Consider the following 14,921-nt stretch of genomic DNA (forward strand, 5'->3'; position numbering starts at 1 on the left):
GTTTTCACACACCAAGAAAACAGTAAATTATGCATATCAGCTAATTTCACATGTCCTTGAAAATCATTATAAGCTCCTTTCTTTTTTATATACTACATAAAAGATTTTCAACACCTTATCCTGGCGTTTTATCATTTATATATACTCAACGTAAGTATATAAAATTTTCGTATAATACCGCATTTATTTAGTATATATTTTATCTTCTGTATTTGTAAAGTGATTTTGTCAATTTATTTAAATATTAACAGCAATAAAAACTGCACTAAAGTTTCTATACCTTAATGCAGTTTCTAATTTAACAAATAGTTAGATTATTTATATGCTTTTAATACCAATGTTGCATTATGTCCACCAAATCCAAAAGAGTTACTTAATGCATAAGTAAATTCTGAGTTTATTCCTTCATTAGGTACATAATTCAAATCACATTCAGCATCTTTATTTTTATAATTTATTGTTGGCGGTATGAATCTATCCCTTAGAGCTGAAGCTGTAATTATTGCTTCAATAGCTCCAGATGCCCCAAGCAAATGTCCAGTCATGGATTTCGTTGAACTAATTGGAAGTTCATATGCATACTTACCAAAAACGGATTTTATGGCTGCAGTTTCATTTTTATCATTTGCTGTTGTAGAAGTACCATGAGCATTTATATATCCAACTTCAGAAGGATTAATTTTAGCATCTTCGATTGCAAGCTTCATACATCTTGCAGCACCTTCTCCCCCTTCAGCTGGTGAAGTTATATGATATGCATCATTTGTACAACCATAACCAACAATCTCTGCAATAATTTCAGCTCCTCTACTCAATGCATGCTCAAGTTCTTCAAGTATTAACACGCCAGAACCTTCTCCAAGAACAAAGCCATCTCTATCGACATCAAATGGTCTGCTTGCAGTTTTAGGATCTGGGTTTGTTGTCATTGCTTTACTTGCACAAAAACCAGCTAAAGTAAGCCTTGTAACACATGCTTCTGCCCCTCCTGCAATCATTATGTCTGCATCATTCCTTTGAATTACCTTAAAGGCATCCCCGATAGAATTTGTAGAAGTTGCACAAGCTGTAATAGTACATTCATTAAAACCTTTGACCCCAAATCTTATAGCAACAAGTCCTGAAGCCATATTTCCAATCATCATAGGAACTAAAAATGGACTTACTCTACGAGGCCCTTTTTCAGATAGCTGTTCATATTGACTTTCTAAAGTTTCAATTCCACCTATTCCACTACCAATTATTACACCAATTCGTTCCTTATTAACTTTATCTAAATTAAGTTGTGATTGATCCATAGCCAATTGGGCTGCTACTACAGCAAATTGTGAAAATCTATCCATCCTTTTAATTTCTTTTTTATCAATAAAATCACTTGGGTCAAAATCTTTTACTTCTGATGCAACCTTTGTTGGCATATCCGAAACATCTACTCTTTCAATTAAACTTACACCAGATTTTCCACTTCTTATTGAATCCCAAAGTTTATCTGCACCTACCCCTAATGCTGTAACTGCTCCCATGGCTGTTATAACAACTCTTCTATTCATTTAAAATCCTCCTATTTATAATAAGTATATTTTTTCTAATTCACATAGTATTTACTTTAATCTAATTAATGACTATAATAAATTAAATGATTCTGTACTGTCTTTCAATGTAATTTTACATGCAAATTATTTATTAAAATGAACAGATATTGCTTTTTATTATTAGAAAAGGTGTTTAAATTTATGAAAGATTTAAAAGAAACTATTATTGAAACAGTAAATTATATTGAAGAAAATCTCTATAATAAGATTTCCTTAGATGATATATCTATGCATACTGGATTATCAAAATATTATCTTCATAGAATTTTTAAATCTCTAACAGGACAATCTATTATAGAATATGTTCAAGGTCGTAAGCTAACCTCAAGCATAACTGAACTTATAAATTCTAATATGAGAATAATTGATATTGCTTTAGATTATGGCTTCGATTATGAACAGTCATATATTCGCGCCTTTAAAAAGGTTTTTGGATATACTCCATTAAAGGTAAGATCAGACAAAACTTCCTTGAGCTTAGTTTTAACTGAAAAAATTAATACAAATGATATTTTATCTTTTGGTAATTCAGTTACCTATACACCATATTTTGTATTTAAACAAAAATTTAATTTGGTTGGTATTAAATATAAGATAATGAGTAAATCTGGTGACAGAAGTGCAAATGCATATGGAAGAGATTTCTTTTATAATCATAAAAATAAAATTCCAAATGCAATACAAACTGAAGAGTATTTTGGCTTCACAGATTGGAGCAGTGATGGATTTATATACTATATTCCAAGTATACAAGTAACAGATTTAAATAATGTTCCAAAGGGAATGACATGTATTTCAATCCCAGCTCATAAATATGTGGTATTTCGTTTTGTTGGATTCTTTCGTCCAGACAATCTTAACAATCGTCATTTAGGACGTATCTTAGTCCAATTATATAGAAAATGGATTTTTAAATCAGGCTATAAATTTGCTGATACTTTTAGATTTGAATATATTGATAATTCTATATCAAAAGATGATTATTGTGAATTATATGTATTTCAACCAATAAAAGATGTTTAGAATATAGATATCCAAAGCGAGAATTAGACATATGCGAAACTTACCGAAATTAAACACATATTTATTACAGCGGACTAATGAAATTTTCGCTGGATGGGTTCTAAGTGGAAGGTTGCACCCATTTCTGCATGTTCCTAAAGTAAATTTATGACAAGCAGAAAGCGGAACACCCTTCCACTAATAACCATCACAGCTTAATTTCATATGCCGCTTGCACAAATATGTATCTAATTTCTAGTATAGTTTTGTAATTTTAATTTCTCAAGAGTATATACATATTCTATTTATAAGTAAAACTCTTAAATTGGATATCTATACAATCCGTACTTTATTTCATCCTTAATCAAGGCCATATTGATTTATATGTTCCCAAAAGTATTATTCAAAACTTGCAGATTTCCAAAGAAAATCAACATTAATTGATCATTGATAATTAGAATGTATATAATAATATTTTTTATTATTCTCTTCTAAATATAATTTAAACCCAGCTTTAATTATTGCTTTCTCAGATTGAACATTATATACATAATGTGACCATACAACTATACTTATTTTTTCTTCAATAAATAAATAGCTACAAACTTGTTTAATTGCTTCTGGAATTAAAGCTTGTCCCCAATATTCCTCTGATAATGTTGCCCCTATTTCCTTAGAATTAGTAAAAGTTTTTTCTGCCGGCTCATGTACTTCAATCCATCCAATTACTTTATTTGATTCTTTTAATTCAATTGCCCACAATGAGTCATTAGAATCAATAATAAATCTTTGCAAAAGCTGCAAGCTTTCCCCTTTATTGTTTCTAACTTTAAACCCAGCTAAATCAGCAACTTTTTTATTCGAGGTAAATTCATGTAAATCATCTAAGTCTGATATATACCATCCTCTTAAAATTAATCTTTCACTTTCTAAAGCCATCATAATTATTTGCTCCCATATTTATATTGTAAATTTTTCTAAGGTTTAATATCACTACTCCTTGAAACTGCTTTTTCAAGTTCAATACAAGCATAACCTTCATCTAGCAATTCACCTTTTATACTAACTTTAGTAATATTATTGAATCCACGACAATGCCAAAACTTTAAACTTTTCCAATTTTTTAATTTAATTATTCCTCCCTGTTTCTCCAATAATTACTTCCATCTCTGGTTCTACATAGGAATTTATAATCAATCATGCCTCTTCTAAGTAAAAAGAAGTCATTAAAGGTATGCCATTTTTCAATTATAACATTTACCTCTTTTTCAACGTAATTTTTATCATATTCAAACTTAGTACTCAAGTATTTCAATATTTCAATTTTTAGCTCCTTCTTTTTTGGCCAAATCTTTATTTTCCCCTCATCATCTAAAAATCTTTTTATGGTTTCCACAATAATTTCTCCTTTCAAATTCTGCTGTATCTTCTCACTTATTATACATCAGATACTTACAATTGTCTACTAATCTACAAACTTATATTTATTATGTTTATTATCTAGCAAACGTAACAAAAACCACACATGTATAAACTGAAAGTTCAGAAGTAATTTTCAGAGCATTATTATGATTTTAAATTTTCTATCTTTTACTAGTTTTTATATTTCTCTATGCTATAATGTAGTGGGTTCTAATTACAAATGTATTATTAAAAAGCCGTCTCTAATTGGCTTTTTAATTTTATGTGCCCAAAAATCGTACAACTAAATATTTGCGTCCAAAGGGGGACAATTTTTTGAACAATTATAAAGGAATAATTTATGCACTTTTATCATCAACAGCATTTGGAATAATGCCAATTTTAGCAAGGATAGCTTATGCTAATGGCTCTAATCCAACAACTGTTTTGATTTTTAGATTTCTAATTTCATCATTAATTTTATTTTTATATTTAAAATTTAAGAATATTAAAATTAAATTGGGTAATAAACAAGTTCTTTTGTTGATATCAATTGGCATTATTGGCTATACTATAACAACTCAAACTCTATTTATCTCTTATAGTTATTTAGGCGCTGGTCTTGCAACTACTCTACATTTTATATATCCTGTTGTAGTTTGTGTGCTAGGCTTTATATTATTTAAAAACAAAATGAGCAATAAAAAAATTATATCTTTGCTTCTAGCAGCAATAGGTATATATTCATTAGTTGCTTTTAAGAATAACAGCCTTAATATTTTAGGTATTTCTTTAGCTTTATTTTCTGGAATATCATATGGACTTACAATGATAGTTCTTAATCTAAAATCCATTAAAAACTTAAGCAATAGTATTATAACAATGTATGTTTGTATTGGTTCAACAATAGGAATGATTATTTATGGAATGTTTACAAATACTATAATTATTAACTTTAATTTTAAGGCTATTAGCTGCTACTTAGGTATTTCTATAATATCAACAATACTATCAATTATTTTACTTTTAAAAGCAATAAAGCTAATAGGAGTTTCCTCTTCATCTATACTAGGGACTTTTGAACCTGTAGTTAGTATCCTTTTAGGAGCATTATTTCTTGATGAAAAGCTCACCTTCACCTTATTAATAGGTAGTTCTCTTATATTAATTTCAACAATTATATTGGCAAAAGATAAACATGTAAGTACCAATTGATATATTTATAAAAAAATACCCTTTACTTTTATAAATCAAAGTAAAGGGTATTTTAAATTATTCTGTTATCTTTTTAATCAAGATTTTACTAATTCTTTTTCTATCACACTTTAAAATAATAAATTCATAATTCTCATATGTGAATTTTTGCTTAACTTTTGGATAAGATCCTAATTGAAAATATATCCACCCTCCAATTGTATCTATATTTTCATCTTGAATATCTGTTTCCAATAATTCATTTATATCACTTAAAATTACTTTTCCATCAACCACATAACTACCATTTTCTGTTTGAATAATATCCTCTTCTCCATCGTCATCGAATTCATCTTGAATTTCACCAACAATTTCTTCCAAAATATCTTCGGTAGTTACGAGTCCTGAGGTTCCACCAAATTCATCAATAATTATTGCCATTTGCGCTTTTTCTTCTTTAAATGCTGTAAATAATTCACTTATTGATAATGATTCTGGTACAAATTTTATTTCTCGAATAATTCCTTCTATATTTTCATTTCCTTCAATTTTCAATTTGAACAAATCTTTAATATGTATAAACCCAATAACATTGTCTTTACTATCTTTGCAAATAGGATACCTTGTTAATTGTTCTTCCAAAACATACTTTATTATTTCTTCAAAAGAATCTTCAATAAAAACACATGCCATATCAGTACGAGGTATCATAATTTCTCTTACAGTTTTTTCTGAAAAGTCAAATATATTATCAACAAAGGTTAATTCTGTTTGATCAATCAATCCATGTTTATAACTATCTTCAACAAGAAGTTTTATTTCTTCATCTGTATGAGCAGCTTCATGTTCGTCAACTTGCGATATTCCAAATATTTTAAGCACTAAATTAGTACTATGATTAAAACTCCACATTATTGGATAAGTAATTTTATAAAATCCTATAAGTGGTAATGCTGTATATAACGCAATCTTCTCAGCACTTATAATAGCTAATGATTTAGGTACTAACTCCCCAAGTACAATATGAAGTGCAGTAATAATTGAAAAGCCTAAAACAACTGCTATTGAATGTAATGTAATTTCAGGCAAATTAAATAAGTTAATCAATGGTCTCAACATATCCGCAAATGCTGGTTCTCCAACCCACCCTAAGCCTAATGATGCTAAAGTTATTCCTAGCTGACATGCTGATAAATATGAATTTAAATCTTTTACAATTTTTAAAGTGTATTTTGCATTTTTGTTACCATCTAAAGCTAATGTCTCAACTCTAGACTTTCTAACCTTTACCATTGCAAATTCTGTAGCTACGAAAAACCCATTCATAAATACCAAAAAAATTACAATGATAACATTTATTAAAGTAATCATATTATAATTAGTTTCCCTCCTGTTGTTATATCACCTAAAATATTTGATACTATTTTAATCAACAATAACTATTATACCATATAAAATTGATTGTATATAAATAATTCCGTTATTTAGGAAAAATAGTCTGATAAATATAATAACTCAGACTATTTCAACCTATATATTTAATATATTTTTTAAGTATACATATATACCTATGGTACTAACTATTTTTCTACAGTCTTAATTAAATGCATTTCAATTGTTAGCTTCGCATCAATTTTATTAATTCTAAATTTCCCATTGTAAGATTCAAGTAATTGATTCATAAAAACATTAATAAATTCTAAACTATCTGATGTTAATTTACTAATGCTACTATTTAAACTTGATTTTTCATTTGTTTTATCAGCTATATTAACTATAAAATTAACAATTTCTTTATTTACAACATAATTTATGCCACTATTAATTTTTATTACGTAATTGTCATTAGAATTTATACAAAACAAAAATATGTGCTTTAAGAATGATTCAACTAGTGCCTTATTTATTTTAAATTTATGATTGTCAGGTAATGTAATTTCTTTTTCAATTTCAATATTTTTATTATAAGTTGTAATCGCTGAAAAAAGTGCTACTAAAAAATCATTAACGTTTAATTCAACCACTTCCGCACTTATGTTATCATAGTAAGTCTTAAAAAAACCTTTTTCAAATTCGCAATCAAGATTATTATCCCCACTATTTCCTTTTTCAATGATTCGAAATAAGTGTTCAATAAATATTTTGCTTGTATCCTTAATTATGTTGCATTCAGTTCTAGATAATGATATTTTTTCTTCAACATCTCTAATGATATTTTCATCGTCAGTTGCAAATAAAACAATTCCTCTATTCACTAAAATTCCTCCTAATTGTCCGTATTTATTAATATTTTTTTCCTTAGTACAACCTTACCTTAATCATAAATTACTCTTACTACATTCCACCCTTACACAATAAAAATATAATATTATTCTCTTAGTTTATTGTTCTACACATAATTATATATTCCTTTAAAAATTTCCATTTTTAATAGAAAATTATTATTTCGATGGAAAAGGGCTTGGATTTCACTCCTTCCCTTTTCTTATTTACATACACTTTTATTTTTTTTCATCAGATCCTTCATTACTAGACTTTAATTTAATATCTTTCCCTAAAGGTAATACTTCTTTAATTTTATTTAATTCTACCTTTAACTTTTTGTTTTCTTCTTTTAATTTAATTGTAATTTCTTGCAATTGTTTTAGTGCATTAATTTTACCTAATTCTATAGTTTTACCCAAATTACTATCTACAATTATACTATTCTTTATCTTCTCAATCTCCTGAGAATTTAATTCTGGAAACTTTTTTATTAATACTTGTTCAAACTTATCTATTTTTAATTTCAAGACATTCTCTATGGTCGTAGAAATACCAAAATCTTTATCAATCAATTCCCATACTTCTCTCGCTTTCTCAGTATACTCAGACTTTTTTACTACACTATTTTTAACTCCAAATTTATTTATTTTTTTTCTTAATAATATTTTTACTGGTTCTACCACTGTTTTTAACATAGAATCTTCCTTATTAAATTAGTTATATTTAAATAATATGAAATGAGCATCTTAAAGGCTACGTTTTTTCAAAACAAAAACAATGGTCATAATTATTGATGCAGCTTTTTGGTATAATATAAATAAGTAAACATATAGATGTCCAAAGCGAGAATTAGACTTATGCAACAATTACCAAAATCAGATACATTTATCTTCCACAGGACTAGTGAAATTTTCGCTGGAAGGTTCTAAGTGGAAGGTTGCACCCATTTCTGCATGTTCCTAAGGTAAATTTATGACAAGCAGAAAATGAAACAACCTTCCACTAATAACCATCATCAGCTCAATTTCACATGCCTGCTTCCAGAAAAATGTATCGGATTTCTAGTGTGGTGTTACGATTATAATTTCTTGATAATGCATACATATTCCATTTATAAGTTTGAGTATTAATTTGGATATCTATAACTAAAAATAATTATATTCTCAGAATAATAAGCAGGTGATAAAGTGAATTATATAATATATGATTTAGAATTTAATCAAAAAAATAATACTTCTATAAGCGAAAATGATATTGAGACAAAGTCTAACAATGCTAATATGCCCTTTGAAATAATACAAATTGGAGCTTTAAAGCTTAATGAATCATTAACAACTATATCAACATTCAATTCCTTAATTAAACCAACTTTATACGAATCCATTCATCCATATATTGTAAGTTTAACAAAAATCACTGATGAGAAAGTAGCTTTATGTAAATCTTTTATCGATGTCTATGATGATTTTCTTAACTTTATTGGAAATGAAGAATTTATATTCTGTGTATGGGGAGTTAATGATATAAAAGAGTTAATTAGAAATGTAAAATTTCACAATTTATCTTGCTCAAAATTTTCAAAATATATTGATATTCAAAAATATGCATCAATACATCTAAATGCTCCAAAAAAATCTAAGATTGGGTTAAAAAGTTCAATTGAACTTTTAGATATACCTATTTATGGCGATTTTCACGATGCATTTAATGATGCTTATTACACTACTGAAGTCTTTAAGTCAATTTATGATACTGGATTAAGTCCTTCAACCTATTCTACCTCCCCATCTAAAAGGAGGATATCTAAACCAAAGGAAAAAATTAATACAGAGGCTTTATTAAATCAATTTAAAAAAATATATAATAGAGATCTTACAGAAGATGAAATATCTATCATCAAACTTGCATACAAAATGGGGAAAACAAAACAATTTATCATTGAAACATAGATATCTAAAGCAAGAATTAGACTGTGCAAAACTTAACAAAATTATATACATATTTACTCCAGCGGACTAATATGTATATAATTTCTAGTTTAGTGTTACGATTATAATTCTGCGCTTTGATATCTATATTATAAATTTTTAATTTTATATTTATATAACGGCCTACCAACTCTACCATATTCTATAATCTTCTCTAATTTTTCTTGTTTACTCATATAATCAAGATATTTTCTAACTGTAACTTTAGCTATACGAAGCTTTTCAGATACTTCTTCAGTTGTAACATATTCGGCTTCTGTAGAATTCAGTTCATTTATTATTGAATTATATGTATATTTATTTAACCCTTTTTCTAAATTATTTTCTAATTCATCTTCGATTATTTCACTTGATTTACTATTTAAAATTAACTTATCTAGTTCTATTTGTTCAAGGGTTTCATTGCTTTTATAACTATTAAGTTTTTCTCTAAAGGCACTAAGTGATTCGTTAAACCTTTCAAAGGTGAAAGGCTTTATTAAATAATCAACTCCACCATATCTAAATGCTTCTCTAACTCTTTCAACACTCTTATCAGCAGTAATGAGTATTACATCTGAAGCTATTTCATTAGATCTTAACCACTTCAAAAAATCTATACCGTTTTCATTAGGAAGATAAACATCTAAAAGAATTAAATCAATTTCATTTTGTAGTATAAATTCTTTGGCTTCAGTAAGATTTGCTGCTGCTTTCTTTAATGTAAATCCTTTTACTTTATTTAAAAATTTTGAATTTATATCCCTAACCATTGGATCGTCTTCAACAATCATTGTCTTAATCATATATTTAGCTCCTTTGCATTGGTATAGTTATTTTCCACTCAGTACCATTATTAACTGTAAAATTTATAGTTCCCATTGCTTCGTTAATAATTCTTTTAACTATAAACAGACCAAAACCTCGGCTACCCTTTTTGCTAGAAACGCCTATTTGGTAAATGGAATCTCTAATATCTTCTGGTATACCTATACCATTATCTTTTATAATAATTTCAAGAACACTATCTTCTTGACGTACTTTTGTATATATTTCACCAGTTCCATCATTCTTAACAGCCTCTATCGAATTTTCAATTAAATTACCAATAATAGACACCAATTCATCTGAAGTCATATATTCTGGTAATTTATCCAGTCTTGAACTTTCATCTATTATTAAATTAATTCTTGCTTCTTCGCATTTACTATACTTTGATAATATTAATGCAGCAAGAGATACATCTTTTATTTTATCAGAAATTATATTTGTTATACTCTTTTTGCTTGTTGATATTACATTAATATATTTAATTACTTCATCATATTCTTCTAATTGAACTAGTCCTGAAATTGTATGTAATTTATTCATAAATTCATGATTTTGCGCCCTTAAAGCCCATGCCATTTTTTTAATGCCTGTGAGTTCTTCCGCCATTTTACGAACTTCAGTTAAATCTTCAAAGGTTATAACCAACCCTAAAATTTCATTTTTAATTCCCCGTATAGGACTATACTTACATATTATATTTAAGCCTGGACGTACCTTAACTTCAATGTTATTTTGTGGTTCTCCACTTTGTAACACCATATCCACAATACTTTCATATGTATATTTTGATATATGATTACCTATATCATTTTTATCTAATCCCAAAATTTTACTTGCTTCTTCATTAAATAAAGTTATATGTCCTTTACGATCAACAGCTACTAAACCTTCTTTTATATTTTCTATAACTATTTCTTTTTGCTTTAAATTCAAGGCTATTTCTTCTGGTTCTAATCCAAATATAGCCTTCTTTATGTTGTAAGAAAGAGCAACTGCTCCTGTGATTCCTAAAAATAGTCCCATAACTATAATAGGAATAAATTTATACATTTTTGTATATACTTCATTATCAAATTGATTGTATAAAATTCCTACTGCTACAGCCCCTATTTGTTTATTATTTTCATCAAAAATAGGAGTAAAAGCTCTTACTGATGGTCCTAAAGTTCCACTTGCTGTTGAAATATATGATTCTCCAGTTTTTAAAACTCTTTCTTCATCCCCTCCAGAAAATTTTTCACCAATCTTGCTTTTATCTGGATGCGAATATCTTATTCCCTCCATATCCATTACAACTATAAATTGCACATTAGTTTTAATACGAGCCTTTTCTATTTCGTCATCTAACATATCTCTAGAAATATTTATATTTCCCTTTAAATATTCCTTTACTTCATAAGTTGATGCAAAAGAATCAGCAATATTCAGCATATTTCTATCTATTTGATCCCTTAACAAATTTTTCATTTCATTAAATGAAAGTATTGTAATGCTTCCAATAGAAATTACAAGAATAATTATTACAAATGATATTATTTTTCCTTTTAATTTCATTTAACCACCCAATTATACCTTAATCCGTTTAAATTTGAATATATCAATCAGTAGTTTTCTAGTTTTATAATACTATAAGTATAAGATTTTATACAATAAAAACTATTATCTGATGCTAAAAAAAATATATATTGCAATTTATAGTTATGGTTGAAGCTCACAGAGAAAGTTCGAAGAACGAAATATGAAACGCCCAATGGGAAATTTCGATTCTCACTTTTTGATTCTCACTTTTCCTTACAGGATTTCTTGAATTAGTAATGCGGAATTAGTAATGCGGAATTACTATTGCAACATAAATATTACAATTATCAATGTTAAGTACTCAATGCTCATAGATTATTGTTTTCTTTTAGAAATCTTTAACAATTCTTTTTTCAACATATATAAATTAATTATTTTCAAATCTAAAATAATACAAACTTTATGGCTTAGAATAAGTATCCTAAGCCATAATAAGGTGTATATTTTATTATAATAATATTAATAATAGTCAAACTTATAAATATAATAAGTTTGATTAATTGAGAAATTATAATTACAACATTTCACTAGAAATATGATACATTTTTTCTGGAGCAGGCATGTGAAATTGAGCTGATGAAGGTTCTTAATGGGGGCTTGTTTCATTTACAGCTTGTCAAGATTCTACATCTGGAACACGCTGAAATGATGACTAGCCCACATTTAGAACATTCCAGCGAAGATTTCACTAGTCTTGCAGAAGATAAATGTATCATATTTCGGTAATTATTGCATAAGTTTAATTCTCGCGTTGGATATCTATATTTCTACACTATTGTTATGCTTTAAGCTAAGCTGCCATTTCAGTATTTAATTTTTCAGCTTTCTTCTTATTAATTATTTTAAAAGCATACGATACAATGAATGGGCATACTATAGCCGATACTACACAAGCTGCTGCAACTTGAGCAGTAGCAACTGTAGCTACAACTGCTAATGTTGGATCTGCTGCTGCAACTGCTGCTGGTGTTGCAACCGCATTTCCTGCAGTTGATCCAGTTGCTAAACCAATAATAGGTTCTTCTTTAAAGATCTTAAGTAATACATATGCTCCTATTCCTGTAAATGCTGCTATTATTCCTAATAAGATACCAGGACCACCGGCTGTTATTATAGTTGAAAGATTCATCCCTGCACCTAATGGGAATGAAAAGAATGGGATTAATAACATCTTACTGCTTCCAAGGAATTTTCTCATATCTGGATCCAAATTTCCTAAAATCATACCTATTACTATTGGTACCATTACTGCTACAAGTGCCATAAAAGGAACTTGAGCAAGGCCTGATGCACCTAATGCAACTAATGTGAAGAATGGGCCGTCTTTTAAAGATAATAATGCATAAGCACCTACATCTGTTTCATCACCATATTGTGAAGCTAGAGAAGCATATAAGCCCCCATTACAATTTGTTAGCGCTGCAAGTATTGCTAATGGTGATAAACCTAATACTCCTGCTGGTCCAAAAACTTTACCAATTATTATACCAATACCAGCTCCAACTATAAATTTTCCTGAGATTAATATTGCACCTTTCTTTATAGCTTTTGGTGCTAATTTAAAGTTAATTTGTGAACCGATTAAAAACATGAAACAAGCTAAAATTGTTGATGATGCCGTTGAACTAAATAATGCTGTTGTGAAACCACCTATTTTTAATACTTGTGGACAAAATGTATTAACCAATACTCCTAGAAATAATGGAACTACCATCATACCACCTGGGATTTTATCAAGGGTTTTCTTAATTGGAATTTGCATAATTATACCTCCTATAATTTAACTATATTCTTGCTACTCCGCTTTCTTTAGCAGCCTTAGCTATTGCTTCTGCAACTTTTGCAGCTACATTTTTATCTAATGCACTTGGAATTACGTTATTTTCATTTAAGTCTTCGTCCTTAATATAATTAGCAATGGCATATGCTGCTGCTATTTTCATTTCTTCGTTTATTTCTTTTGCTCTAACATCAAGAGCACCTCTAAATATTCCTGGGAAGGCCAATACATTATTTATTTGATTTGGAAAATCTGATCTTCCTGTTCCTATTACTCTTGCACCTGCTGCTTTTGCATCATCTGGCATTATTTCTGGAGTTGGATTAGCCATTGCGAATAATATAGCATCTTTATTCATAGCTCTAACCATATCCTGACTTACTATTCCTGGTGCTGAAACTCCTATAAATACATCTGCTCCTACTAATGCATCAGCTAAGTTTCCCTTTACATTTTCAGGATTAGTTATTTTAGCTAATTCTTTTTTAGCATCATCTACATTTTCTATTCCTTCATATAAAATACCAACTTTATCGCAAGCAATTAGATTTTTAACTCCAGAGGATAATAAAAGTTTTGCTATTGAAGTTCCTGCAGCTCCAGCCCCATTTACTACTACTTTTATGTCTTCAAGTTTCTTATCAACTACTTTAAGAGCATTTATTACTCCAGCAAGTACTACTATTGCTGTCCCGTGCTGATCATCGTGGAATACAGGTATATCAAGAACTTTTTTTAACTTTTCTTCAACTTCAAAGCATCTAGGTGCTCCAATATCTTCTAAATTAATTCCTCCAAAGGTTGGAGCTATTAATTTAACTACATTAACTATTTCATCTACATCTTTTGTATCAACTAATATTGGGAAAGCATCTACATCTGCAAATTCTTTAAAAAGTATTGCCTTTCCTTCCATTACGGGCATTCCAGCCATAGGCCCTATATCTCCAAGACCTAGTACAGCTGATCCATCTGTAACTACAGCAACTAGATTTCCTTTTGAAGTATATTTGTATACGTTTTCTTGATCCTCATGAATTTTTCTACAAGGTTCTGCAACTCCTGGTGTATATGCTAAGCTTAAATCATCCCTAGTTTCAACTTTAACTTTTGATGTAACCGAAATTTTTCCTTGCTTCTCTTCATGTAATTTTAAACTTTCTTCAAAATAATTCATTTAAAACATCTCCTCTATATTTAAACATTTACATTTAATATTTTGTTGTTGTGTTTGGTGTAACTAGATAATATCATTTTGTCTGAAAATTTAAAATATTAAGCAACTTTAAAAGGTATTTTGTTAATTAAGAA

At 28.4% G+C, this 14,921-nt stretch carries 14 protein-coding genes; 3 read left to right on the top strand and 11 right to left on the bottom strand.

Translation table 11 applies throughout. The features are described from left to right. Positions 1-314: 314 nt before the first annotated feature. A complete protein-coding gene (gene fabF, locus CSPA_RS17435) occupies positions 315-1,550 on the bottom strand; it encodes a beta-ketoacyl-ACP synthase II (RefSeq protein ID WP_015393668.1) in 1,236 nt (411 codons plus the stop codon). 183 nt (positions 1,551-1,733) lie between these two features. Here fabF and CSPA_RS17440 point away from each other — a divergent pair, with 183 nt between their 5' ends. Further along, positions 1,734-2,615, top strand: a complete 882-nt coding sequence (locus tag CSPA_RS17440; RefSeq protein WP_015393669.1) for an AraC family transcriptional regulator — start codon at positions 1,734-1,736, stop codon at positions 2,613-2,615. A gap of 423 nt (positions 2,616-3,038) precedes the next feature. Here the strand turns inward: CSPA_RS17440 and CSPA_RS17445 are convergent, their stop codons facing one another. The 3 genes from CSPA_RS17445 to CSPA_RS17450 are packed head-to-tail and all read right to left on the bottom strand — an operon-like array spanning position 3,039 to position 3,990. Beyond that, the gene (locus CSPA_RS17445) at positions 3,039-3,536 is read right to left on the bottom strand and encodes a GNAT family N-acetyltransferase (RefSeq protein ID WP_015393670.1); all 498 of its coding nucleotides are present in this window, start codon (positions 3,534-3,536) and stop codon (positions 3,039-3,041) included. Positions 3,537-3,571: 35 nt separating this feature from the next. Further along, positions 3,572-3,748, bottom strand: a complete 177-nt coding sequence (locus CSPA_RS30260; protein WP_015393671.1) for a hypothetical protein — start codon at positions 3,746-3,748, stop codon at positions 3,572-3,574. Next, entirely contained in the window at positions 3,727-3,990 is a 264-nt protein-coding gene (locus tag CSPA_RS17450) for a DUF2087 domain-containing protein (RefSeq protein ID WP_015393672.1), read from the bottom strand. The genes CSPA_RS30260 and CSPA_RS17450 overlap by 22 nt, the downstream gene beginning before the upstream one ends. Positions 3,991-4,331: 341 nt before the next feature. Here CSPA_RS17450 and CSPA_RS17455 point away from each other — a divergent pair, with 341 nt between their 5' ends. Further along, positions 4,332-5,210, top strand: coding sequence for a DMT family transporter (locus CSPA_RS17455; protein ID WP_015393673.1), 879 nt, complete (start codon positions 4,332-4,334; stop codon positions 5,208-5,210). A 57-nt stretch (positions 5,211-5,267) separates the two neighbouring features. Here the strand turns inward: CSPA_RS17455 and CSPA_RS17460 are convergent, their stop codons facing one another. From CSPA_RS17460 to CSPA_RS17470, 3 genes are all read right to left on the bottom strand, one after another. After that, the gene (locus tag CSPA_RS17460) at positions 5,268-6,560 is read right to left on the bottom strand and encodes a hemolysin family protein (RefSeq protein WP_015393674.1); all 1,293 of its coding nucleotides are present in this window, start codon (positions 6,558-6,560) and stop codon (positions 5,268-5,270) included. Positions 6,561-6,769: 209 nt separating this feature from the next. Then, positions 6,770-7,444, bottom strand: a complete 675-nt coding sequence (locus tag CSPA_RS17465; RefSeq protein WP_015393675.1) for a hypothetical protein — start codon at positions 7,442-7,444, stop codon at positions 6,770-6,772. 246 nt (positions 7,445-7,690) lie between these two features. Then, positions 7,691-8,149: a hypothetical protein gene (locus CSPA_RS17470; protein ID WP_015393676.1), complete on the bottom strand. Its 459-nt coding sequence runs from the start codon at positions 8,147-8,149 to the stop codon at positions 7,691-7,693. 492 nt (positions 8,150-8,641) lie between these two features. Between CSPA_RS17470 and CSPA_RS17475 the strand changes: the two genes are divergently transcribed. Continuing rightward, the gene (locus tag CSPA_RS17475; protein ID WP_015393677.1) at positions 8,642-9,403 is read left to right on the top strand and encodes a 3'-5' exonuclease; all 762 of its coding nucleotides are present in this window, start codon (positions 8,642-8,644) and stop codon (positions 9,401-9,403) included. Between the two features lie 128 nt (positions 9,404-9,531). Here CSPA_RS17475 and CSPA_RS17480 read toward each other — a convergent pair whose 3' ends face one another. The 4 genes from CSPA_RS17480 to CSPA_RS17495 all read right to left on the bottom strand — a co-directional run bounded on the left by CSPA_RS17480 (position 9,532) and on the right by CSPA_RS17495 (position 14,787). Beyond that, positions 9,532-10,227 carry a response regulator gene (locus CSPA_RS17480; protein WP_015393678.1) on the bottom strand — a complete coding sequence of 232 codons (696 nt, stop codon included), beginning with the start codon at positions 10,225-10,227 and terminating at the stop codon, positions 9,532-9,534. 4 nt (positions 10,228-10,231) lie between these two features. Then, positions 10,232-11,806 carry an ATP-binding protein gene (locus tag CSPA_RS17485; RefSeq protein WP_015393679.1) on the bottom strand — a complete coding sequence of 525 codons (1,575 nt, stop codon included), beginning with the start codon at positions 11,804-11,806 and terminating at the stop codon, positions 10,232-10,234. An 814-nt stretch (positions 11,807-12,620) separates the two neighbouring features. Next, entirely contained in the window at positions 12,621-13,592 is a 972-nt protein-coding gene (locus tag CSPA_RS17490; protein WP_015393680.1) for a 2-keto-3-deoxygluconate permease, read from the bottom strand. Between the two features lie 22 nt (positions 13,593-13,614). Further along, positions 13,615-14,787 (bottom strand): NAD(P)-dependent malic enzyme, encoded by a 1,173-nt coding sequence (locus tag CSPA_RS17495; RefSeq protein WP_015393681.1) that lies wholly within the window; start codon positions 14,785-14,787, stop codon positions 13,615-13,617. Between the last annotated feature and the right edge of the window lie 134 nt (positions 14,788-14,921).

The sequence above is a fragment of the Clostridium saccharoperbutylacetonicum N1-4(HMT) genome (assembly GCF_000340885.1).
GTDB classification, from domain to species: Bacteria; Bacillota; Clostridia; order Clostridiales; family Clostridiaceae; genus Clostridium; species Clostridium saccharoperbutylacetonicum.